This window comes from Sphingomonas sp. Ant20 (genome assembly GCF_000783375.1).
In the GTDB taxonomy this organism is placed as follows: Bacteria; Pseudomonadota; Alphaproteobacteria; order Sphingomonadales; family Sphingomonadaceae; genus Sphingomonas; species Sphingomonas aerolata.
On record NZ_JRVI01000298.1, the window covers coordinates 27,223 to 50,128 of the forward strand.

Annotated in this window: 15 protein-coding genes and 9 pseudogenes; 16 read left to right on the top strand and 8 right to left on the bottom strand. The window is 67.5% G+C overall.

Translation table 11 applies throughout. The features are described from left to right. Positions 1 to 86: 86 nt before the first annotated feature. Entirely contained in the window at positions 87 to 920 is an 834-nt protein-coding gene (locus NI18_RS21165) for an EAL domain-containing protein (protein ID WP_342211144.1), read from the bottom strand. A 167-nt stretch (positions 921 to 1,087) separates the two neighbouring features. After that, positions 1,088 to 2,596, bottom strand: coding sequence for a YifB family Mg chelatase-like AAA ATPase (locus NI18_RS21170; RefSeq protein ID WP_037533309.1), 1,509 nt, complete (start codon positions 2,594 to 2,596; stop codon positions 1,088 to 1,090). Positions 2,597 to 2,733: 137 nt separating this feature from the next. On the opposite strand from NI18_RS21170, the gene NI18_RS21175 reads away from it, so the two are divergent. The 8 genes and pseudogenes from NI18_RS21175 (at position 2,734) to dapE (ending at position 8,393) form a co-directional block, all read left to right on the top strand. Further along, positions 2,734 to 3,051, top strand: a complete 318-nt coding sequence (locus NI18_RS21175) for a hypothetical protein (RefSeq protein ID WP_235188444.1) — start codon at positions 2,734 to 2,736, stop codon at positions 3,049 to 3,051. A gap of 87 nt (positions 3,052 to 3,138) precedes the next feature. Continuing rightward, positions 3,139 to 3,273 carry a 50S ribosomal protein L34 gene (gene rpmH, locus NI18_RS23905; RefSeq protein ID WP_031393806.1) on the top strand — a complete coding sequence of 45 codons (135 nt, stop codon included), beginning with the start codon at positions 3,139 to 3,141 and terminating at the stop codon, positions 3,271 to 3,273. Positions 3,274 to 3,356: 83 nt separating this feature from the next. Further along, positions 3,357 to 3,554, top strand: a pseudogene (rnpA, locus tag NI18_RS27610) (ribonuclease P protein component); the annotation flags it as partial. Positions 3,555 to 3,890: 336 nt separating this feature from the next. Further along, positions 3,891 to 4,140 (top strand): annotated as a pseudogene (gene yidD / locus NI18_RS23915) (membrane protein insertion efficiency factor YidD). After that, positions 4,137 to 5,845 (top strand): annotated as a pseudogene (yidC, locus tag NI18_RS21185) (membrane protein insertase YidC). The pseudogenes yidD and yidC overlap by 4 nt, the downstream one beginning before the upstream one ends. 26 nt (positions 5,846 to 5,871) lie before the next feature. Next, a complete protein-coding gene (gene yihA / locus NI18_RS21190; protein WP_031393803.1) occupies positions 5,872 to 6,534 on the top strand; it encodes a ribosome biogenesis GTP-binding protein YihA/YsxC in 663 nt (220 codons plus the stop codon). Positions 6,535 to 6,600: 66 nt separating this feature from the next. Then, the gene (locus NI18_RS21195; RefSeq protein ID WP_031393802.1) at positions 6,601 to 7,275 is read left to right on the top strand and encodes a glutathione S-transferase; all 675 of its coding nucleotides are present in this window, start codon (positions 6,601 to 6,603) and stop codon (positions 7,273 to 7,275) included. Then, positions 7,272 to 8,393, top strand: coding sequence for a succinyl-diaminopimelate desuccinylase (gene dapE, locus NI18_RS21200; protein ID WP_037533315.1), 1,122 nt, complete (start codon positions 7,272 to 7,274; stop codon positions 8,391 to 8,393). The genes NI18_RS21195 and dapE overlap by 4 nt, the downstream gene beginning before the upstream one ends. A gap of 9 nt (positions 8,394 to 8,402) precedes the next feature. Here the strand turns inward: dapE and NI18_RS21205 are convergent, their stop codons facing one another. The 3 genes and pseudogenes from NI18_RS21205 to NI18_RS21215 form a co-directional block, all read right to left on the bottom strand. Beyond that, positions 8,403 to 8,987, bottom strand: a complete 585-nt coding sequence (locus tag NI18_RS21205; protein ID WP_037533317.1) for a Smr/MutS family protein — start codon at positions 8,985 to 8,987, stop codon at positions 8,403 to 8,405. Next, positions 8,962 to 10,319, bottom strand: a pseudogene (locus NI18_RS21210) (MltA domain-containing protein). Before NI18_RS21210 ends, NI18_RS21205 begins: the two are co-directional and overlap by 26 nt. An 8-nt stretch (positions 10,320 to 10,327) precedes the next feature. Beyond that, positions 10,328 to 10,975 (bottom strand): Tim44/TimA family putative adaptor protein, encoded by a 648-nt coding sequence (locus tag NI18_RS21215; RefSeq protein ID WP_128082376.1) that lies wholly within the window; start codon positions 10,973 to 10,975, stop codon positions 10,328 to 10,330. A gap of 202 nt (positions 10,976 to 11,177) precedes the next feature. Here NI18_RS21215 and secB point away from each other — a divergent pair. The 3 genes and pseudogenes from secB to trpS form a co-directional block, all read left to right on the top strand. Next, positions 11,178 to 11,624, top strand: a pseudogene (secB, locus tag NI18_RS23920) (protein-export chaperone SecB); the annotation flags it as partial. Positions 11,625 to 11,691: 67 nt separating this feature from the next. Beyond that, positions 11,692 to 13,256 (top strand): annotated as a pseudogene (gene murJ / locus NI18_RS21225) (murein biosynthesis integral membrane protein MurJ). A 9-nt stretch (positions 13,257 to 13,265) separates the two neighbouring features. After that, positions 13,266 to 14,273, top strand: a complete 1,008-nt coding sequence (gene trpS, locus NI18_RS21230) for a tryptophan--tRNA ligase (protein ID WP_031394738.1) — start codon at positions 13,266 to 13,268, stop codon at positions 14,271 to 14,273. 44 nt (positions 14,274 to 14,317) lie between these two features. Here the strand turns inward: trpS and dnaA are convergent, their stop codons facing one another. The 3 genes and pseudogenes from dnaA to mutM all read right to left on the bottom strand — a co-directional run bounded on the left by dnaA (position 14,318) and on the right by mutM (position 17,426). Further along, the gene (gene dnaA / locus NI18_RS21235; RefSeq protein WP_306286584.1) at positions 14,318 to 15,778 is read right to left on the bottom strand and encodes a chromosomal replication initiator protein DnaA; all 1,461 of its coding nucleotides are present in this window, start codon (positions 15,776 to 15,778) and stop codon (positions 14,318 to 14,320) included. 461 nt (positions 15,779 to 16,239) lie between these two features. Next, complete coding sequence (gene rpsT / locus NI18_RS21240) at positions 16,240 to 16,503, bottom strand: 30S ribosomal protein S20 (RefSeq protein WP_031394736.1); 264 nt, start codon at positions 16,501 to 16,503, stop codon at positions 16,240 to 16,242. Between the two features lie 107 nt (positions 16,504 to 16,610). Beyond that, positions 16,611 to 17,426 (bottom strand): annotated as a pseudogene (mutM, locus tag NI18_RS21245) (bifunctional DNA-formamidopyrimidine glycosylase/DNA-(apurinic or apyrimidinic site) lyase). Between the two features lie 56 nt (positions 17,427 to 17,482). Here mutM and NI18_RS21250 point away from each other — a divergent pair. From NI18_RS21250 to dut, 5 genes and pseudogenes are all read left to right on the top strand, one after another. Then, a complete protein-coding gene (locus tag NI18_RS21250; RefSeq protein ID WP_042467653.1) occupies positions 17,483 to 18,262 on the top strand; it encodes a class I SAM-dependent methyltransferase in 780 nt (259 codons plus the stop codon). A 238-nt stretch (positions 18,263 to 18,500) separates the two neighbouring features. Further along, positions 18,501 to 20,032 (top strand): annotated as a pseudogene (gene ubiB / locus NI18_RS21255) (2-polyprenylphenol 6-hydroxylase). A gap of 61 nt (positions 20,033 to 20,093) precedes the next feature. Next, complete coding sequence (locus NI18_RS21260) at positions 20,094 to 21,167, top strand: hypothetical protein (RefSeq protein ID WP_052149415.1); 1,074 nt, start codon at positions 20,094 to 20,096, stop codon at positions 21,165 to 21,167. Between the two features lie 10 nt (positions 21,168 to 21,177). Next, positions 21,178 to 22,372 (top strand): annotated as a pseudogene (coaBC, locus tag NI18_RS21265) (bifunctional phosphopantothenoylcysteine decarboxylase/phosphopantothenate--cysteine ligase CoaBC). A 10-nt stretch (positions 22,373 to 22,382) separates the two neighbouring features. Further along, a complete protein-coding gene (dut, locus tag NI18_RS21270; RefSeq protein ID WP_037533326.1) occupies positions 22,383 to 22,823 on the top strand; it encodes a dUTP diphosphatase in 441 nt (146 codons plus the stop codon). Positions 22,824 to 22,906 lie beyond the last annotated feature (83 nt).

A 22,906-nucleotide genomic window follows, 5' to 3' on the forward strand; every position in this document is an offset into this window, starting at 1 on the left:
CAGCGACGTTCCGCCGGCGGTCACGACATCGCCGCGGCGACGCGGATCGGCGCAGCCCGGTACCGCGCCCGGGCCGCACCGGACCGTCAGGCGTGGACCACCTCTGCGGCATCCGCGAAGGGGACCGGAAGGCGCGCAATCGCGGGACGCGCGATCAGGTAGCCCTGGCACAACCGTACCCCGAGCGCGCGCAACGCCGCCAGTTCGCCCGAAGTCTCGATCCCCTCGGCGATCGGGATGATGCCAAGTTCATCGCACAATGCGATTACCGCAGCGACGATCGACCGCTTCACGGCGGACCCGTCGATCCCGCGGATCAACGCCATGTCGATCTTGATGACATCGGGATTGAGTTCGGCGAGCAGCCCCAGCCCCGCATAGCCCGCGCCGAAATCGTCGATCGCGGTCACGAACCCTTGCGCACGGTACGCCTCGATGATCCGCCGTACATGCGGCACGTCGCGCATGCGTTCGTTCTCGGTGAATTCGAACATCAGGTTGCGCTTGTCGAAGCCGACCCGCGCCGCTGCCCCCAGCGTCGCCCGGATACAGGCATTGGGTTCATAGACCGCGTTCGGCATGAAATTGATCGACAGCTTCACGTCCTCGCCCGGCGTGAACAGCGCGCCAGCCATCTCCACCGCGCGCACACGGCAAGCCTGATCGAACCCGTAGATCATGTCCCCCGACACCCTGTCGAGGATCGCCCCCGCGCCCGCACCGTCGGTGCCGCGAACCAGCGCTTCATAGGCCCAGACCCGCTCCGTCGCGATGTTGACGATCGGCTGGAACGCCATCGTGAAATCGAACGGGAGCATGCTGCCGGTGCCACAGGCACCGCACGTCACACGGGTCGCCGTCTCGACTGGTGCAATCGCGTCCGCTGCAGCCCGGAATGGGGCGGGGTCGATAAATGTCACTGTCGCTCCTTACCGCGCTCTATCGGGGCCGGACGGGCATGAGGATCGGCGCGACGCCACCTCACTCCAAACTCGGTGAGGTCATTGTTAATCTACAACAATTAACAGAATGAGTAGTACTGTTTTATTATCATGGATCAAGTATCTTGTAGATGTACAAACATGAGTCAATTGGTTGGCGGACGGCGGCGATAGCTCAGCGCTTCCGCGACATGGAGACGCGCCACGTGATCGGCGCCGGCCAGATCCGCAATCGTTCGCGCGACGCGCAGTATTCTGGTATAACCCCGCGCGGTCAGCCGCATCGCCTCTGCCGCCTGTACGAGCAGACGCTGTCCCGGCGCATCGGGGGTAGCGACCGATTCAAGCAACGGGCCGTCCGCCTCGGCATTCGTCCGCACGGGATGGTCGCGATAGCGCTCCGTCTGTACCCTGCGGGCGGCGGCCACCCGCGCCGCCACCGCTGCCGATCCCTCGCCGGCCTGGGGCAGGACGAGATCTGCCGCCGTGACCGCTGCCACGTCGATGTGCAGGTCGATTCGGTCGAGCAGCGGCCCGGACACCTTCGCCTGATAGTCCGCGGCACAGCGCGGTGCCCGCGCACAGGCAAGGCCGGCATCACCGAGATGGCCGCAACGACACGGATTCATCGCCGCGATCAGCTGGACGCGCGCAGGGAAGGTCACATGCGCATTGGCGCGCGCGACGCTGATCGTTCCCGTCTCGAGCGGCTGGCGCAGCGAATCGAGCACCGCCCGCTGGAACTCGGGCAATTCGTCGAGGAACAGCACACCCAGATGCGCCAGGCTGACCTCCCCGGGCTTCACCTTCAGCCCTCCCCCGGTTAGCGCAGCCATCGACGCCGAATGATGCGGGCTGCGGAACGGCCGAGTCCGGGTCAGCCGTCCCCCCGACAACCTGCCCGCGACCGACTGGACCATCGACACTTCAAGCGCCTCGGCGGGGTCGAGTGGCGGCAGGATCCCCGGCAGGCACGCCGCCATCAGCGATTTGCCCGACCCCGGCGGACCACACATCAGCAGATTGTGCCCACCCGCCGCAGCGACCTCCAGTGCGCGCTTGGCGGTCTCCTGCCCGCGAACCTGCGCAAGGTCAGGCCCGGCCGGCGCGACATCGACCTCGCCAGGCTGGGGCGCGCGCAGCAGGCCATGGCCTTTGAAATGGTTGATCAGCGCGAGCAGGTCGGGCGCGGCAACCACCTCGATCGACCCGGCCCAGGCCGCTTCCGATCCTTGCGAGGCCGGGCAGATCAGCCCCTTGCCCTCGTTCGACGCATGCAGCGCGGCGAGCAGGACACCGGGCGACGCGGTGATCCGCGCATCGAGGCCGAGCTCGCCGACGACGACATAATCGGCAAGCATTTCGGCATCGATCACCCCCATCGCCGCCAGCAATGCGAGCGCGACAGGAAGATCGAAATGCGATCCTTCTTTCGGCAGATCAGCCGGCGACAGGTTCACCGCGATCCGTTTCGGCGGCAATGCCAGCCCCATCCCCGCGATCGCGCCGCGGACCCGCTCGCGGCTCTCGCCTACTGCCTTGTCCGCCAGTCCGACGAGGTTGAACGCGGGAAGTCCCGGAATCAGCTGGACTTGTACTTCGACCGCGCGCGCTTCCAGCCCGAGATACGCCACCGTCGACACGATCGCCGCCATGAAAATCCCCCGCCGCGTCGCTCGTCATGGCGGATCGCCACCGTCACGCCCTATTCATACCGGATTTGGCCTTTGGGCAATGGCAGGCGGCACGGTGCCGTCTTGCCAACCTAACACACCGGTCCCAAATGCCTCGCGTGAACGCCGTCCGCTCCTCGACCTATCGCCTCGTCCAGCTGCTGTGCGGCGGGATGATGATCCTCGCCGCGCCTCTGCTGACACCGGTGCCCGGGCCGGCGGGGGTCTTCGTGTTTGCCGGCGGCATGGTCCTGGTACTGCGCAACTCGCCACGGGCACGGCGACGCTGGGGCCGGCTCAAGCGCCGCTGGCCGCGGGGCGGCCATTTCGTCGACCGGATGATGCGCCGCCGCAGCGCGTTGCGACGGCACGCGCGCGATCGTGCCGCCGCGGTTTCGCAGCCGATCGATTCGGCCAAGACGGAGCGGGTGAATTGACTTGTCACCGCGCTTTGCCTAAGCGCCCACCCATCAAGGCCGTCCCCGTGGCGGCCGTTTTCTATTTGATGACCTAGGGAATGACCAATGAAGCGGACCTTTCAGCCGAGCAACCTGGTACGTGCACGCCGTCACGGCTTCCGCGCACGGATGGCCACGGTCGGCGGCCGGGCAGTGATCCACGCCCGCCGCGCCCGCGGTCGCAAGAAGCTGTCGGCCTGACCGTCGCGGCCGGCGATGCTGGCCTGACGATCATGTCGAAACGCCGCGATTTTCTCGCGGCGAATGCGGGGAAGCGCGCACCGATGCCGGGATTCGTCCTGCTCATGCGCGCCCGCGATGACGGTGACGAGACGATGCGAATCGGCTTCACCGTCACCAAGAAGATTGGCAACGCCGTCGTCCGTAACCGCATGAAACGGCGGTTGCGGGCTTTGGCGCGTGAGCTGTTGGCGGAACGCGGTGTCGCTGGCGCCGATCACGTGCTGATCGGGCGCAACGGCGGCATCGAGCGTGATTACGCGCTGTTGCGGACCGAGCTCGGCAAGGCGTTCCGCAAGGTCACGCCGCAAGCACCAGCTGCTGCTGCAGTGGATACCACCACCCCGGCGAAGGCCGGCGCCAGGTGGGAAAGCCCCTTTAATGCACCGCAGCCACTCGTCATTAGCGCCCCCCAACTGGGCCCCGGCCTACGCCGGGGTGGTCCGCGGTTTGGAGTGGCGCGGTGCCGAAGGCGCGATCTTGCCACGCTTCGTGTTCTCCCGCAAACGCGGGAGTCCAGTCTGGATCCTCGCCTTCGCGGGGAAACAGTTTTGGGGTACACTGGTCCCGGCCGCTTCGTGCTAGCCCGCCTCCTCATCCTCGTCGCGCGCGGCTGGCAACTCGGTCCTTCACTGGTCCTGCCGTCGAGCTGTCGCTACGATCCTTCCTGTTCCGCCTATGCAATCGAGGCCGTTGGGCGCTATGGCGCGCGCAAGGGGGGGCTGGTTGGCGGCGAAGCGCATCGCGCGCTGCCATCCGTGGGGCGGGTACGGACCCGACCCAGTCCCAGAGCTGAAGCCTGAGAAATTGAAAGACGCCGCCCTGTGAAAGACGACAAGCAGAATTTCGTGCTGTTCGCGGTTATCGCGGCGCTCATCCTGTTCGGATGGCCGATGATCCAGGGCAAGTTCTTCCCGACGGCCAATCCACCGGTGACGAAAATCGAAGGCGGCAAGACCAAGCCCGTCGCGAACCCCGCCGCCGATCCGGCTGCCGACGGGGCCGCCGCAGTGCGCGATCGCGCCGCGGTCATCGCCGAGACGCCGCGCGTCCGCATCGAAACCCCGCGGGTGTCCGGCTCGATCAACCTGAAGGGTGCGCGGATCGATGATCTCGTCCTCAAGGGCTATGACGAAACCGTCGCGAAGGATTCTCCGCCGATCCGTCTGCTTTCACCGGCCGGTGCACCCGACGCCTATTTCGCGAGCTTCGGCTGGCGCGCGCAGGGGCTTGCTCCGCCTGCCGCTGACGCCGTCTGGACTGCGTCGGGCGCGACGACGCTGACGCCGACGACTCCGGTCACGCTCGATGCGACCAACGCCACGGGCCAGCGCTTCCGCATCCAGATCGCGGTCGACGGCGACTACATGTTCACGGTCCGCCAGACCGTGCTCAACGCTGGCACCGCGCCCGTCCCCGTTGCCACCTATGGCCTCGTCAACCGTGTCGGCATCTCCAAGGATCCGTCGTCGATGACGATCCACGTTGGGCCGATGTCGGTCGACAATGGCGGCGCGCATTACCGTCCGAACTACAAGGACATCGACGAGGCTCCGCAGAAGTTTTCGACCACCGGCGGCTGGCTTGGCTTCACCGACAAATACTGGCTGACCGCGCTCGTTCCCGACCAGGGCCAGGCGTTTGACGGCCAGTTCCGCGCGGGCGCCAACAAGGCCTATCAGGCGGACTACGCGCTGCAGCCCAAGCTCGTCGCCCCCGGCCAAGCGGTGACCCAGACGTCGCGCTTCTTTGCGGGCGCGAAGGAGGTCCGGCTGCTCGATCGCTATACCGATCAGGCGGGCGGCGTCGCCAAGCTCGATTATGCAATCGACTGGGGCTGGTTCCGGATCGTCGAGAAGCCGATCTTCTATTATCTCGACTGGCTGTACCGCACGGTCGGCAATTTCGGCGTCGCGATCATTTTGCTGACGGTGACGATCCGCGGCCTGCTCTTCCCGATCGCGCAGCGCCAGTTCAAGTCGATGGCCGCAATGCGCGCCGTCCAGCCCAAGACCAAGGCGCTGCAGGAGAAGTACAAGGACGACAAGGTCCGCATGCAGCAGGAGGTCATGGCGCTGTACAAGGCGGAGAAGGTCAACCCGCTCGCGGGTTGCGCGCCGACGCTGCTGCAGATCCCGATCATGTACGCGCTGTACAAGGTGCTGATGCTGACGATCGAAATGCGTCACCAGCCGTTCGTCGCATGGATCAAGGATCTGTCCGCGCCCGATCCGCTGACGCCGCTCAACCTGTTCGGTCTGCTGCCGTTCACCCCGCCGCACATGATCGCGATCGGCATCGTCCCGATCATCCTCGGCATCAGCATGTACTTCCAGTTCAAGCTGAACCCGACGCCGATGGACGACACGCAGAAGCAGGTCTTCAAGCTGCTGCCGTGGGTGCTGATGTTCGTGATGGCGCCGTTCGCCGTCGGTCTTCAGGTCTACTGGATCACGTCGAACTGCCTGACGATCCTTCAGCAGAAGCTCCTCTCGCCCGACATCCGGGCCTGCAAGCACCGGTGACCAAGTGAACGACCTTCCGACCGCCGGCTCGAACCTGGGTCCCGATCTCGAGCAGACCGACGCGCCGTTCACCGCGGAGCAGCTCGAGCATGCGCGCAAGCTGTTCGCCGGGCATGTCGGCTTCCTGAAGTCGGCGCCGACGCTCGAATTCCTGCCCGATGCGTCGGTGCCGGAGGTGGCGTTTGCCGGGCGGTCGAACGTCGGCAAGTCATCATTGCTCAATGCGCTGACCGGGCGCAATTCGATGGCGCGTACGTCGAACACGCCCGGACGCACGCAGGAACTGAACTTCTTCGAGGTCGGCGCGCCGCTCGCCTTCCGCCTTGTCGACATGCCGGGCTACGGCTTTGCCAAGGCGCCCAAGGATGTCGTCAAGAAGTGGCGCTTCCTGATCAACGACTTCCTGCGCGGCCGCGACGTGCTCAAGCGCGCACTCGTGCTGATCGACTCGCGCCACGGCATCAAGGACGTCGATCGCGAGATCCTCGAGATGCTCGACAAGGCTGCGGTCAGCTATCGCATGGTGCTGACCAAGGCGGACAAGATCAAGGCGTCGGAACTCGTCGAGGTCACCGAGCGCACCGCGGTCGAGGCCCGCAAGCGCCCCGCCGCGCATCCCGACATCCTCGTGACGTCGAGTGAATACGGCATGGGCATCCCCGAACTGCGCGCGGCGGTCGTCGAAGCCGTCAGCTGACGCCCGTGCATCCGGCGAGGGCGGCAGAGATTGCCCTCGCCGCTCCCGCCCGCTAGTCCCCGGGCCATGAAACTCGTCATCGGCAACAAGGCCTATTCCTCCTGGTCGCTTCGCGGCTGGCTCGCCTGCAAGCAGTCCGGGCTGCCCTTCGACGAGGTCGTCGTCCCGCTCTACGATGCGGAATGGGAAAAGCGGCGCCAAGGCGATGAGTTCGCCCCCTCGTCGGGCAAGGTGCCGATCCTGTGGGATGGCGAGGCGGTCGTATGGGACAGCCTGGCGATCGTCGACTATCTCGCGGACAAGGTGGGTCGCGACCGCTTCTGGCCCGAAGACGAGGCGGCCCGCGCCATGGCCCGCTCGATGGCGGCCGAAATGCATTCGAGCTTTGCCGCGTTACGCAAGAAGCACAGCATGAACGTCCGCCAGATCTTCCCGGCGCAGCGCCCCGACGACGATGTCCTGGTCGATCTTCAGAGGATCATGGAGCTCTGGGCTCAGGCGCGCGCGCGCTTTGGGGGCGGCGGCGATTTCCTGTTCGGTACGTTCGGCGCGGCCGACATCATGTACGCGCCCGTCGTCACGCGGATCGTCACCTATCAGCTGCCGATCGCCCGGTTCGCGCAGGGCTATATGCAGGCGATGTTCGACCATCCCTTCATGCAGGACTGGATCGCCGGCGCGCAGGAAGAGGATTGGGTGATCGAACAATATGAGCAGCCGGCGCCGAGCGCGCTGCGGTGATCGATCCGCTGGCGCTGGCGCAGGCGCTGCTGGCCAAAGACAGCATTACGCCGGCGCGGGGCCGCGTGTTTGACGTGCTGGAGGCGGCGCTGACTCCGATCGGCTTTGACGTCGACCGCTTCACGATCGGCGAAGCGCCCGACGGTCCGGTGGAAAACATGCTCGCGGTCCGGACTGGATCGGGGCCGCATCTGGCATTTGCAGGGCATCTCGACGTCGTACCCCCTGGCGAGGGGTGGCAGGGCTCGCCCTGGTCGGCGGAGGTTCGCAACGGCCTGCTCTACGGGCGCGGCGCAGTCGACATGAAGGGCGCGATCGCCGCCTTTGCGGCGGCCGCCAGCCGGACCGACGCGGGCACCGTGTCGCTGATCATCACCGGGGACGAGGAAGGCCCTGCTACCTTCGGGACGCGCGCGCTGATCGACCGGATGGCGTCACGGGGCATCCGGCCCGACCATTGCATCGTCGGCGAACCGACCTCCACCGCCGTGCTTGGTGACACGATCAAGATCGGCCGGCGCGGCTCGGTCAATATCTGGATCAGCGTCCCCGGGCGGCAGGGTCACGTCGCCTATCCGCACCTTGCCGACAATCCCATCCCACGGCTAGTCGCGATCCTCGCCGAGATCGAGACCGTCGCGCTCGACCAGGGCAATGCGTGGTTCCAGCCGTCGAACATCGAGGTCACCGATATCGCGGTCGGCAATCCCGCGCACAACGTCATCCCGGCCACAGCGTCGGCGCGGCTCAGCATCCGGTTCAACGACACGCATAGCGGCGACGCGCTCATCGCCCGGATCGCCGCGCTGGCCGCACGGCATGATCCAGCAGCGGTCGTCACCGGTCGCGTGTCGGGTGAAGCCTTTCTGACGGAACCCGGGCCGTTGTCGACGCTGGTGTCCAACGCGATCATCGCGGTGACGGGGGTCGTCCCAGACCTGTCGACGACGGGCGGCACGTCCGACGCGCGGTTTCTGGCGAAGCTGTGCCCGGTGGTCGAATTCGGGCTGATCAATGCGACGATGCACAAGGTGGACGAGGCGGTTGCGGTCGAGGACCTGTACCGCCTGACCGACATCTATGCCGATGTCATCGTCCGCACGGTCGAGCGCGGATAACCCATCGTGTCAGCCGCCCAGTTCGCGGCTGCGACGCAGGATGATGTAGAGCGCCCCCGCCCCCCCGTGCCGGGGATGCGCGCCGCGGACCGCGACGATCCCGCCGGCATGACGCGAGATCGAGAGCCAGTCTATGACTGCCGCACGGATCGCGCCGCGCGCATGCGGCCGTTCGCTCTCGGGGCGCGGCGGCTTGCCCGTCACCAGCAACAGCACACGGTCGCCGCGGGCGATCGCGCGGGACAGGCCGGTGTCGAGGATCGCATGCGCGGAGGCGAGCGTGTGGCCGTGAAGATCGATCGAACTGTCGGGACTGACCGCGCCGCGCAGCAGCCTTTTGTCCCAGCCACCGTCGAGCGTGTTGGCCGGCGACAGGGTGCGCGCCGCCGTCTTCAGCGGCGCAGCGCCGGGTGGGGGCGGAAGCGTTGGCAGGCGGATGCCCTTGGTCGGCTTTACCTTGCGCGTCGTCGCGACGGGCGCGGCTAACGACACGGCCGGGGGCGCGAGCTTGGGGACCGCGCGCATTGGGCGCACGGTCTGCATCACGCGCGCCCAGAGATGCGCCTCGTCAGGGTTGAGCGGACGACCCGTCATAGCGCGCCCCGTTCGCGGTTGCGGCGCTGAGCCGTGCGGTGGTGCCGATCGGGAGCAGAAGGAACGCGGTGCCGCGCCCCGCCATGCCGCCAGCGGTCGCCTCGGCAGCGGCGCCGGCACCCCAGAAGGTGTCGAACCGGTTGCTGCCCTTGATCGCGCCACCGGTATCCTGGACGATCCACAGCCCGGTCGCATCCTGCCGGTCGAGCGACAGGATCACGGGCGCACCGAGCGGCACGAACTTCACGTCCGCCGCCGCGCTGACCTGCCCGGTCACCGGATAGCCCATCGCACCCTGCGGCGCGCGTCGAGTTCGCGGAAGAACACGAAGCTCTTGTTCTCGCGCATGATCGCCTGCCCCTCGACGGGGTGATCGTGGAGCCACCGCACGATGCCCTGCATCGAGGTCTGGCCGGGCTGCAACAGCCCGCGCGTCTTCATCAGCGCGCCGATGCCGGTATAGTCGCGGCCGTTCTGTGTGTCGTAGCCGATCCGCAGGATCGACCCGTCGGGCAGACGAAGACGTCCCGACCCCTGGATCTGGAGGAAGAAGAGTTCGACCGGATCCTTCGCCCAGGCGAGGATCGGCGCGGTATCGGCAAGCGCGCCCTGCTCGATCGCGGTGCGGTCATAATAAGGAATGAAGTTCGAGCCCGACACGCGGCCGCGGATCTTCTTACCCTTCAGCGATGTCGAAAAGGCGCCGAGATCGACGTCGATCAGATCGCGCGGGCGACCATAGACCGGCGCATAGCCGTCGCGACGTTCAAGCGAGCCGGCGATCTCTGGCTCGTAATAGCCCGTCGCGAAGGCCTTGCCGTCGCCGACCTGGACCGCCTCGAACCACTGGGTGAAGAATGCGCGCGCGCCACCGGGTCCGGTCGCCTGCGCCGCGGCACAGGCGGGCTGCCAATCGGCACCGCGGGTCAGCCCCGACTGGTCGGAACGACGCTGCAAGCCGGGGCAGCTCGTGACGAAGGCCAGGCGTGCGGCCTCGGCCTGCGCATCGCTGATCGGCAGCGTTGCCAGCGACGGCCCCAGCGTTACGCCGGCCGTGACCGCGCTGACCGGGGCGAGCGCGCCGGGCAGTGGCGGAGCGACAGGAACGGCAGCCAGCGGAACCGCCCCGACGATGCGGGCGGGTATCTGGATGCCGCGAATGTTGCGAATGTTGTCACTGTTTGGGGTAAATTGACCCCGGGGCGGCTTTCCGGCGGTGGCCGCCGGCGATGCGGTGCCCGGCGAGGACGGGCGGTCGGTCGGTGCCGCGACACCGCCGACGCACCCGCTGAGTGCCAGGGCCAGCGCGAACGAACCGCCAATCCCCCTGATCGCGCGCGTCACGCCTCGTCGGTGTCCGCGAGCTTCCAGTTCGGGCCGGCGCCTTTCAGCGTCCGGACGAACGTCCAGATGTCATGCGTCTCGACCGCGTCGGTGAGCGACCCGGCGATGACTTCGCCCGCCTCGTTGCGCGTGATCGCGGCGATGTCCGCATCGAAGCGCACCGAGATCCGGGCTTCGCGGCCCGAAACCGACGCGTCGGCGATCACCGCACGTTCGATCGTCACCAGACGATTGTCGAGCGTCTCGCCGGCCGCCTCGCGCGCCGCGATCGCCTCGACGAAGGCGGTGCGGACATCGTCCTCCGCCAGATCGGCGAGCGTATCGGCATCACCCTTCCAGAAGGCCTCCAGCGTCATGCGATAGGCCGCCTGCGCACCTTCGAGGAACTGGTTGACGTCGAAGCCGGGCTCGACGGCGATGATCGAGCGCAGGCCGGGTTCGGCGCGCGCGTCGATGTTGCGGTTCGCGATCGTCCGCTGTTCGGCGGCCGCATCGATCGTGCGCGGGATCGTGACGGGTATGGACCGCTCCTCTGCCGCACGCGGCAGGGGCTGCTGTTCATGACCGGTCCGCTTTCCGAGCACGCTATAAAGACGCATCGCCAGGAACCCTGCGACCATCGCGAGAAGTACTACGTAAAACAACCGTGCCTCCGATCTTCGTCCCAACATAGGGCAACGGCGTCTCTTTTCAAACCCGCCTAGGATTCCGTGGGATCCGTAGCCGTTGAAACACCCGTCGGGCACTGCTACGCGCACTGCCTCAAGACACGAACGCGCGACCCGTCCGCTTCGGTCCCACCTCATTTATACGAAGGATTCGCAGATCATGGACGACCAGAACGGCATGTCGATCGCGGATCAGCCGCTTGCCAATGGTGCCGACGAAGCGCCCGCCGCCGGCCTGATCTCGCAGTACGTCAAGGATCTCTCGTTCGAGAACCCCAACGCGCCCGCAGTCTACCAGAACCAGACCCCGCCCGCGATCGACGTCCAGTTCAACATCGGCGCGGCGCAGGTCGGCGACGAGGTGCACGAGGTCGTGCTGAAGATCGACGTCCGCGCCGAGACCGACGGCCAGGTCGCCTTCATCGTCGACCTGTCCTTTGCGGGCCTGTTCGGGCTGCGCAACATCCCGGCCGAGCATGTCCAGCCCTTCCTGCTGGGCGAGGCCCCGCGCCTGCTCTTCCCGTTCGCCCGCCGCGTGCTGTCGGATGCGGTGCGTGACGGCGGCTTCCCGCCGCTGCTGCTCGAGCCGATCGATTTCGCGCAGCTCTATCTCCAGCAGTCGGAGCAGCAGGGCATCCAGCCGAACGTCGGCGTTTCGGCCAGGCGTGAAGCCCGGACCGGAGGGCGTATAGGTGAACCTGACCAAGGCGCTGGGATCGGTTGGCGGGCTGACGCTCGCCAGCCGGATCCTGGGGCTGGTGCGCGATTCGCTGTTCGCGCGGTTCGTCGGCGCAGGATTCGCATCGGATGCGTTCCTGATCGCCTTCCGCCTTCCCAACATGTTCCGCGCCCTCTTCGCCGAGGGCGCGTTCTCGGCCGCGTTCATCCCGATGTTCAACCGCAAGGTCGGCGACAAGGATGGGCGCGGCCTGCCCGACGGCATCGCCTTTGCCGAAGACGCGCTGTCGGTGCTGCTGCCGGTGCTGATCGGCATGACGGTGCTGCTCGAGCTCGCCGCCTGGCCCGTCACCTGGCTGCTGACCTTCGGGTTCAACGGGGCGAGCGCCGAGCGGTTTGCGTATGTGGTCCACCTGTCGCGGATCACCCTGCCCTATCTGCTGCTGATCAGCCTCGTCTCGCTGCTCGGTGGCATCCTCAATTCGCTGCATAATTCTGGATCAACGCCGCGGCGCCGATCCTGCTCAACGCGACGCTGATCGCCGCACTGCTGCTGTTCCACGAGCGGCTGCCGCTGATGACCGCGCGCAACCAGGCGATCGCGGTGACGGTGTCGGGCGCGCTCCAGCTGCTCTGGCTGATCTACGCCTGCCGCAGATCGGGCGTCGTGCTCCGGCTGAAGCGGCCCCAGCTCAATCCCGAGGTGAAGCGGCTGATGTCGCTGATCTGGCCTGCCGCCGCGGGTGCGGGTGCGGTGCAGATCAACCTCGTCGTCTCGACCGCGCTCGCCGCCGCGCTGCTGCCCGCGGGCTCGGTCTCGTACATCTATTTCGCGGACCGGCTGAACCAGCTGCCGCTCGGGCTGATCGGCATCGGGCTTGGCACCGTCCTGCTCCCCACCATCTCGCGCCAGCTCGGTCGCGGCGAGGAGACGGAGGCGATGGCGACGCAGAACCGCGGCATGGAGCTGGCGCTGTTCCTGACGCTGCCCGCGACGGTGGCGCTGATCGTCTGCGGCGTGCCGATCGTCGGCGCATTGTTCCAGCACGGCAAGTTCGCGCTCGACGACAGCATCCTCACCGCGCAGGCGCTCGCCGCCTTCTCGATCGGGCTGCCGTCCTACATCCTCGTGAAGGTGCTGACGCCGGGCTATTATGCGCGGTCCGACACGAAGACGCCGGTGCGCTATGCGACGATGTCGATGGTCGTGAACCTCGTCCTCAACCTCGCCTTCATCAAGCCGCTCGGCCATATGGGCCCGCCGCTCGCCACCGCGATCGCGAGCACGGTCAACGTCGCGATGCTGTATCGCACGCTCGTCCGTCGCGGGCATTTCATCCCCGATGCGCGGTTGGTGCGGCGGACGTGGCGGCTGCTGGTCGCCGCGCTGATCATGGGCGGCGTGATGTATTTCCTCAACGACCTGTTCCAGCCGTTCGTCACCGGCAGCGGGACCGAGCGCTGGGGGGCGATGCTCGTGCTGGTCGCGACCGGCGGGGTCGTCTATGCGATCGCCACCCTGCTCACCGGCGCGTTCCGGCTGGGCGACATCTCCACGCTCCTGCGTCGTTCCAAATAAGGTTTTCCCATGCGCGTCGTCTCCGGCATCAAGCCCACCGGTAATCTCCATCTCGGCAATTACCTGGGGGCGGTGAAGCAATGGGTGACGTTGCAGGACGACGTCGTCGCGCAGGGCGGGGAGTCGATGTTCTTCATCGCCGATCTGCACGCGCCGACCGAATGGATCGCGCCGGCCGAACTCTCGTCACACACGCTCGAGGTCGCCGCGACGATGATCGCGGCGGGCGTCGATCCGGCTAAGTCGATCCTGTTCAACCAGGCGCGCGTGCCCGCGCACAGCGAGATGGCGTGGCTGCTCAATACCGTCGCGCGCGTCGGCTGGCTGAACCGCATGACGCAGTTCAAGGACAAGGCGGGCAAGAACCGCGAGGGCGCGAGCGTCGGGCTGTATGACTATCCCGTGCTGATGGCGGCGGACGTGCTGCTCTACAATGCGACCCACGTGCCGGTCGGCGAGGACCAGAAGCAGCATCTCGAGCTCGCGCGCGATATCGCGACCAAGTTCAACGGCGATTACGGCGTCGACCTGTTCACGCTCCCCGCGCCGCTGATCAGCAAGGCGGCGCCGCGGATCATGTCGTTGCGCGATGCGTCGGCCAAGATGTCCAAGTCGAACCCGTCCGAACAGTCGGTGGTCAAGCTGATCGACAGCGACGACACGATCGCGGACAAGTTCCGCAAGGCGAAGACCGATCCCGACCTGCTGCCCGCGACCGTCGACGAGCTGGGCGACCGGGCGGAGGCGCGCAACCTGCTGACCATCTATGCCGCGCTGGCGGACAGCGACGTCGCGACCGTTCTGGGCGAATATGGCGGCAAGGGGTTCGGCGCGTTCAAGCCGGCGCTCGCGGATCTCGCAGTGGCCAAGCTTGGGCCGATTCGTGACGAGATGGTGCGACTGCTCGACGATCGAAGCGCGGTGACCGCGGTGCTGCGCGACGGGGCGGAAAAGGCGCGCGCGCTGGCGGCGCCGGTGCTGAAGCGTACGCAGGATGCGATGGGGTTGCAGGTCTAAGCTGCCCCCCTCTTCCCGTCATCGGGATTAGGGGCGCGAGGGCCTCAGCCCTCCAGTTCGCGCATCAGCACACGGACCGCGGCGTCGATGTCGCGGTCCTGGTCGCGCAGTTCGGTGATCTTGCGGACCGCGTGGATGACCGTCGAGTGATCGCGGCCGCCGAACTTGCGTCCGATCTCGGGCAGCGACCGCGTCGTCAGCCGCTTGGCGAGATACATCGCGATCTGTCGCGGCCGCGCGACCGCACGCGCGCGGCGGGCCGAGATCATGTCGAGCGGCTTCAGCTCGAAATGCGCCGTCACCAGCTTCTGGATCTCGTCGATCGTCACGCGCTTCTGCGCGCCGCGCAGCACTTCGCCGAGCGTCGCGATCGCGAACTCGAGGTCGATCGTCTCGCCGGTCAGCTGCGCATAGGCGATGACGCGGTTGAGCGCGCCCTCGAGCTCGCGGATATTGGCGTGGATCCGGCTCGCGATCAGATCGAGCACGTCGGTCGGCACGCGCAGGTCGGGCAGGTCGACGAGCTTGCGGTCGAGGATGGTCCGGCGCAGCAGCAGGTCGGGCGCCTTGATGTCCGCGACCAGCCCGACCGCCATGCGGCTGATGATCCGCGATTCGACACCCTCGAGCGCCTGCGGGCAGCGATCGGCGGAGATCACCAGCCGCTTGCCGGCGGTCATGATCTCGTTGATCGTGTGGAAGAATTCCTCCTGCGTCGCGTCCTTGCCGGCGATGAACTGGAGATCGTCGATCAGCAGCAGGTCGGCACCGCGCAGCCGGCGCTTGAACGCATGCGTGTCGCGTGCGCGCATCGCTGCGACGAAATCATACATGAATCGCTCGGCCGACATGCACAGCACGACCGCGTGCGGGTTGGCGGCGAGGAACGCATGGCCGATCGCATGCATCAGATGCGTCTTGCCCTGCCCCGTGTTGCTGTGGAGGAACAGCGGGCTGAACCGGACGGGTCCGGGCTCGGCGAGCACCTTGGCGGCGTTGAACGCGACCTTGTTCGACGCATCGACGACGAAGCGGTCGAACGTATAGCGCGGATCGAGCGGCGGGCGCTCGGGGATGACGGTGTCGTAGGCCGGTACGGGCCGTGCCGCGGGGGCGGGGGCGGGCTTCAGCGACGGGTCGACGCCGAATTTGACCGGGACCTGAGCGGGTTCCACGGCCGCGGCTGCGGTGTCGCGGTCCAGGGTCTCCGCGGGGGTCGGCATCACCAGCAGCACGGGCTTCGGGCCAGGCCTGCGCGTCTCGATCTGGACGGTGCGGACCTGCGGCAGGATCTGCCGGAATTCGAGGGCGAGCCGGTCCGCATAATGGTTGCGGACCCAGTTCGTCATGAAGGCGGACGGCAAGGCGAGGCGGATCGACTCCTCGTCGTCGCTCGGGATCAGCTCGATCGGCTTCAGCCACTGCTCGAACAGGCGCGCGCCGGCAGACTCGCGCAGGGACGAGCGCACGCGATCCCAGGCCTTTTCGGCCTCCGAAGCGTGCACGGTCGATCCTTGCCAATTCGTCACGCGCACACTTCTCCGACCCCGCGCGACAGCCGCGCTGGTGATATAGTCCCGACAGAAAATGATCCCCCGTGACGACCCATAGGGTCGCCCGGCATCTTCGCCCTGTTGCTTGCGCAGTGGTGATTCACGTCCGTGATTCACCGCCGCCGTTCGCTCAGTTATGAAGCGATCGGCGAGTCTAGCAAGGCCCGAGCACGTCACATTTTCGAAATAAAGCGGGTTGACTTGATCAAGCCCCGGAAATGCGTCGATATTTTTATAAGTGGCTGTGTTTGGCCAATTTTTACGATTTCGGAGCCGGTGCGGCATGATCCGGCATCACTCGAATCGCGGGGAATCCGTGGGTTGCGCGCGCGCGCCTTCCGTTCCCTTTGCAGACGCAAAAAACCCGCCGGGAAGATCCCGGCGGGCAATCCGCTCCGGCCATGTCGGGTCGCTTATGCGAGCCCGGTCACGGCCTTGGTCAGACGCGCGAACTTGCGGCTCGCGGTGTTCTTGTGCAGCACGCCCTTGGCGACGCCACGCTGCAGCTCAGGCTGTGCCGCGGCCAGTGCGGTGGTCGCTGCGCCCTTGTCGCCCGAAGCCAGTGCGGCCTCGACCTTCTTGATGAAGGTACGGATACGGCCAACGCGGTTGCCGTTCACTTCCGCGCGACGGTCGTTGCGACGGATACGCTTTTTCGCCTGCGGCGTGTTCGCCATGAAGCCCTCTGGATGTTCGAATGATAAAAAGGGGCGCCGGATTGCTCCTACGCCCTCTCGAAGCGCGGCTCCTACCCACTCCGCACCGAATCGTCAACCGCGTTCCGTCATGCCTTTTGGCAACGCGCACACCAGAAGGTCGAACGCCCGCCCTCCGTCCTGCGGCGGACCAGCGCGCCGCACGAACAGGGCTCGCCCTCGCGACCATAGACGCGCCATTGTTTCGAGAAATAGCCAAGCTCGCCGTCGGGTCGCGCATAGTCGCGCAGACTCGATCCGCCCGCGAGGATCGCGGCGGTCAGCACCGCGCGGATCGCCTCGACCAGCCGTTCGAGTCGCGGCAGCGCGATCCGCCCCGCCGCCCGGCTCGGCGCGATCTTCGCCATGTGCAGCGCCTCGCACACATAGATGTTGCCGAGTCCTGCGACGATCCGCTGGTCGAGCAGCATCGTCTTGATCGACGCCCCCCCGCCCTTCGAGCGCCGAAAGGAGATAGGCCGCGGTCAGATCGGGGCCGAGCGGCTCGGGGCCCATGGCGAGGAACGGCGGATACTGCGCGATCGCCTCGCTGGACCAGAGATCGAGAAAGCCGAAGCGTCGCGGGTCGTTGAGCGCGACCGTCCGCCCCGCCGCCGTGCCGATGAGCAGATGGTCGTGCGGCAGGATCGCGCTGGGATCGACCCGCCAGCGTCCCGACATGCGAGATGGAAGACGAGCGTATCGCCGCGATCGGTGTCGATGAGGCCGTATTTGGCGCGCCGCGACAGCCGCGTGACGGTCGCGCCGGTCATGCGCTGCCGCAGGTCGACGGGAATCGCCTTGCGCAGGTCCGCACGGCGCGGCTCGACCGAGGCCAGGCGCTGGCCGAGGAGCACGGGTTCGAGCCCGCGCACGGTGGTTTCGACTTCGGGAAGTTCTGGCACGTTTTCCAGCTAGGTTGCGTTTGCCCGCGCCACAAGGCGCCGCTAGAGCACGGGGCATGAATGACATCGCGCCCGCCCCCGCTCTCATCCCCGACACCGCCCCGAAGGCCGATACCGTCTCGTTCGGTTATGAGGACATTCCCGCCACCGAGAAGACCGCGCGCGTCGGCGGCGTGTTTTCGAACGTCGCGAGCAAATATGACCTGATGAACGACGCGATGTCGGGCGGCATGCACCGGCTGTGGAAGGACCGCTTCGTCCGCCGCGTGAAGCCGCGCGAAGGCGAGCAGATCCTCGACATGGCGGGCGGCACCGGCGACATCGCGTTCCGCATGGAGCCGTCGGGCGCATCGATCACGGTCGCCGACATCAATCCGCAGATGCTCGAGGTCGGCATGGAACGCGCGCACAAGCGCGGGCTCGACGGGCTGGTCTGGACCGAGGCGAATGCCGAGACGCTGACCTTCCCCGACAGGTTCTTCGACGCGTACACGATCGCGTTCGGGATCCGGAACGTGACCGACATCCCCAAGGCGCTACGCGAGGCCCACCGCGTGCTGCGGCGCGGCGGGCGCTTCTATTGCCTCGAATTCTCGACCACCGTCTGGCCGGGCTTTGCCGAGGTGTACGACGCCTATTCGCACAAGATGGTGCCGAAGCTCGGGCAACTGCTCGCGCAGGATGCCGACAGCTATCGCTATCTGATCGAGTCGATCCGTCGGTTCCCGGACATGCCCAAGTTCAAGGGCATGATCGCGGATGCTGGTTTCGTGCAGACGAAGGTCGAGCCGCTGCTGGGCGGTCTGGTTGCGATTCATTCGGGTTGGAAGATTTAGTGATCACGCGAAGGCGCGAAGGCGCGAAGAGGGGTTCACGCGGAGACGCGGAGACGCGGAGAGTCAGAGCCGCATTCGCGCGACAGCGCATAATCAACTCTTCGCCGATGATGAAAAGCCGCAGTCGCGGCAGGGTGCACACTCTCCGCGCCTCCGCGCCTCCGCGCGAACCAAATTCTTCTCTTCGCGCCTCCGCGCCTTCGCGTGAACAAACCCCTTCTCACGACGCACAAGCCCGATGACCGCCTCGACCACCCATGTCTGGCGGCTCCTCAAATGGGGTCGCATCCTCGCCCGGCACGGCGCGCTGCGCGGGATCGAGCGGGACCCCAATACGCCGGCCGCCGTGCGTCGCCTCGCGCGGATCGCCCGGTTCGGTGCGCGCGTGCCGAAGGTGCCGCGCTATGCCGATGCATTCCAGGCGATCGGCCCCGCCGCGATCAAGCTCGGCCAGACGCTCGCCACCCGCCCAGACCTGGTCGGCGAGGATGCTGCGCAGGATCTGCTGCGGCTGCAGGACCAGCTGTCGCCGGTCCCTTACGAGACGATCGAGGCGGCGATGCTGGCGAGCTTCGGCAAGCCGCTCGAAACGCTGTTCTCGCGGATCGAGCAGGTCCCGGTCGGTGCCGCGTCGATCGCGCAGGTCCACCGCGCGACGACCACCGATGGCCGCCAGGTCGCGGTCAAGGTGCTGCGCCCCGGCGTCGAGGATGATTTCGCGCGGGCGATCGACACCTATAGCTGGGCGGCGGCGCAACTCGAGGCGCTGAGCCCCGAGGCGATGCGTCTGCGCCCGCGCCTGACGATCGAGACGTTCAAGCGCTGGACGCTGCGCGAGTTGAATTTCCGGCGCGAGGCCGCCTCGGCGTCCGAGCTCGCGGACGGCATGACCGCCGAGCCCGATTTCGTCATCCCCGCGATCGACTGGGCACGATCGACCGCCAAGGTCATGACGATCGAGTGGATCAACGGCATCAAGCTGTCGGATCGTCCCGCGCTGGTGGCGGCGGGCTACGACCTGCCCGGCCTCGCGCAGACCTTGGTCCGCGCGTTCCTGCGGCAGGCGATCGCCGACGGGTTCTTCCACGCCGACATGCACCAGGGAAACCTGTTCGCGCTGCCGGGCAACCGGATCGCGGCGATCGATTTCGGCATCATGGGCCGGATCGACCGGCGCGCCCGCGTCTGGCTCGCCGAGATCCTCTACGGGCTGATCACCGGCAACTATAAACGCGTCGCCGAAATCCATTTCGAGGCGGGCTATGTCCCCGCGCACCACGACGTCGCCGAATTCGCGACCGCCTTGCGCGCGGTCGGCGAGCCAATGCGCGGGTTGCCGGTCAAGGACATGTCGATCGGCATGATGCTCGACAGCCTGTTCTCGATCACGCGCGATTTCGACATGGTGACGCAGCCGCACCTGCTGCTGCTGCAGAAGACGATGGTGATGGTCGAGGGCGTGGCGACCAGCCTCGATCCCGACATCAACCTGTGGGAGAGCGCGGAGCCGTTCGTGCGCGACTGGATCCGCGGCGAACTCGGCCCCGAGGCGGCGATCGCGACCGGATCATCGAGGACGTGCGTACGCTGACCCGGCTGCCCGAACTGGTCCGCCGGATCGAGGCGCATTACCCGGCACCCGGCGGCGCACCGCCAACGATGCCGCTGCGCGAGATCGAGGTCATCCGGATCGGCGGCGGCTGGCGCTATGGCCTCGTCGCGGTGATCGCGGCGATGGCCGGGGTTGCCGCCACGCTGGTCTTCGGTTGAGCCTGCACGTCGGATGAGGACGCGGCGGGGCGCCCCCTGTGGCTGGTCGGCCCGAGCCGGTTTGCCGGCATGTCCCGGTCGCAGGCGCGGCTGGGGCTCGCGCTGTTCGCGATGCTGCTGCTCGCATGCCTCGACCGCGACCAGCCGCGCCCGGACCGCGCCCGAGCGAGGCGCGCATGCGTCCGCACCGCTGGGCCAAACCGAGCTGCTGCTCTATCAAAGCGTCGTCGCAAACGTGCGCAGCGGCACGCCCTATTATGTCGCGGCGGCAGAGGCGCACCGCGTCGCGCACGCCCCGCTCAAGCCCTATACGACGGTCCGGCTGCCGACGCTGGCGGTGGTGCAGGCCGCGGTGCCGCCGCTGATCGTCACCGCGCTGTTGCCGCTCCTCTGCATTGGCGTGATGGGCGCATGGATCGTCCGGTTACGCCCTGCGATGACCGGGCCGATCCCCGTGGGGATCGCGGGGCTGCTGATCCTGACGGGGCTCTACGTGCATCTCGAGCCGCCGCTGGTCGTCTTCCCCGAAGTCTGGGCGGGGGCTCTGATTGCGCTCTCGCTCGCCTTGCGGCGCCCCGGTGAGTGGATCCCCGCGGTCGCGCTCGGCCTGTCGGCGATGCTGATCCGCGAGACCGCGCTGATCTATGTCGTGATCATGGCGGTGATCGCGTGGATCGAGGGCGAGCGCCGCGAGGCCGCCGCATGGGTCGGCGCGACCCTCATCTTCTTCGTCGCGCTCGCCGCGCATGCGCATGCGGTGACGCTGGTGACCGGTCCGCTCGACCGGAGTGCGCAGGGGCTGAGCGGTCTGGAGGGGTTCGGCTTCTATGTGCAGCTCGTGACGCTGTCGTCGGGCCTCGCGCTGCTGCCGGACTGGCTGGCGGCGGTCCTGATCGCGACCGCGCTGTTCGGGTGGCTGGCGTGGCGCGATCCTGCCGCCGTCCGCGCGCTCGCGACGCTGCTGGGCTATGCGGCGGTGATTGCGCTGGGCGTGCGCAGCGACGACTTCCCCTGGGCGCTGATCACCACCCCCGTCCTGCTGGTCGGGATCGTCTTCGCGGTCGATGGCCTGCGCGACATGATCGTCGCGGCGCGCGATACACGACGGATTACGGTGACGCGCGTGATCCGCTAGGACTCGCCGCATGAAGCGTATTCTCCTGATCGTCGGGGGGCGGCATCGCCGCCTACAAGGCGAGCGAACTCGTCCGCCTCCTGCGCAAGCGGGGCCATGCGGTGCGCTGCGTGCTGACCGAGGCGGGGCAGCATTTCGTCACGCCGATGACGCTCGCCGCACTCAGCGAGGACAAGGTCTACACCACCCTGTGGGACCTGAAGGACGAGGCGGAGATGGGGCATATCCAGCTCAGCCGACAGGCCGACCTGATTGTCGTCGCGCCCGCGACCGCGGACCTGATCGCGCGGATGGCGGGCGGGCTCGCCAACGACCTTGCGACGACATTGCTGCTCGCGACCGACAAGCCGGTGCTCGCCGCGCCGGCGATGAACGTGCGGATGTGGCTGCACCCCGCGACGATGCGCAACGTCGCGCAGCTGCGCGCGGACGGCATTACTGTCATGGCGCCCGACGAGGGGCCGATGGCGTGCGGTGAATTCGGACCGGGGCGGCTGCCCGAACCCGACCGGATCGCCGACGCGATCGATGCCGCGCTCGAGGCCGAGCCGCAGCGTCTCGCGGGCCGGCACATCCTCGTCACCGCAGGGCCGACGCACGAGCCGATCGATCCCGTCCGCTATATCGCCAACCGGTCGTCGGGGCGGCAGGGCTTCGCGATCGCGGGCGCGCTAGCGGCGCTTGGCGCACGGGTGACGCTGGTGGCGGGGCCGGTGACGCTGCCGACCCCTGCGGGCACGACGCGCATCGACGTCGAGACCGCGCGCGAGATGGCCGATGCGGTGGACCGCGCCCTGCCCGTCGATGCCGCGATCATGGTCGCGGCGGTCGCCGACTGGCACGTCGACGCCGCGGTGCAGAAGATCAAGAAGGGTGACGCGACGCCGACGCTCGCGCTGTCCGAGAACCCCGACATCCTCGCGACACTCGCGCGCAGCCCGCAGCGCCCCGCGCTGCTGATCGGCTTCGCCGCCGAGACCGAACGCGTCGTCGAGCATGCGACCGCCAAGCGCGCGCGCAAGGACGTCGACTGGATCGTCGCCAACGACGTGTCGGGCGACGTGATGGGCGGCGACAGCAACAGCGTCCATATCGTCACGAAGGACGGCGTCGAGAGCTGGCCGCGGCAGGGCAAGGATGCAGTCGCGGCGCAGCTGGCACGGCGCGTCGCCGATGCGCTGGAACCCGCACAGCCGATGCGCTAAACCGCGCCGCATGACGATCCGTATAGACCTCAAGAGATTGCCGCATGGCGATGGCCTCCCCCTGCCCGCCTATGCGACCGCCGGTGCCGCTGGCATGGACGTGGTCGCGGCCGAGCCGCTGACGCTTGCACCGGGCGCCCGCGCGGCGGTCGCGACCGGCTTTGCGATCGCGATTCCCGAAGGGTACGAAGTGCAGGTGCGGCCGCGTTCGGGGCTGGCGCTTAAGCACGGCGTCACCTGCCTCAACACGCCCGGGACGATCGATTCGGACTATCGCGGCGAGGTGAAGGTGATCCTCGCCAATCTCGGCGATGCCCCCTTCGACATCGCCCGCGGCGACCGGATCGCGCAGCTCGTTCCTGCGGCGGTGGTGCGCGCGAGCCTCGGCGAGGTCGAGACGCTCGACGACACGATGCGCGGGCATGGAGGATTCGGGTCGACCGGACGATGATCGCGCTGCTCCTCCTGGCAGCGTCGCTGGGCGCCGTTCAGGCCCCGGCCGCCGATCCGCAGGCCGCACCGGCGCTGCCCGTG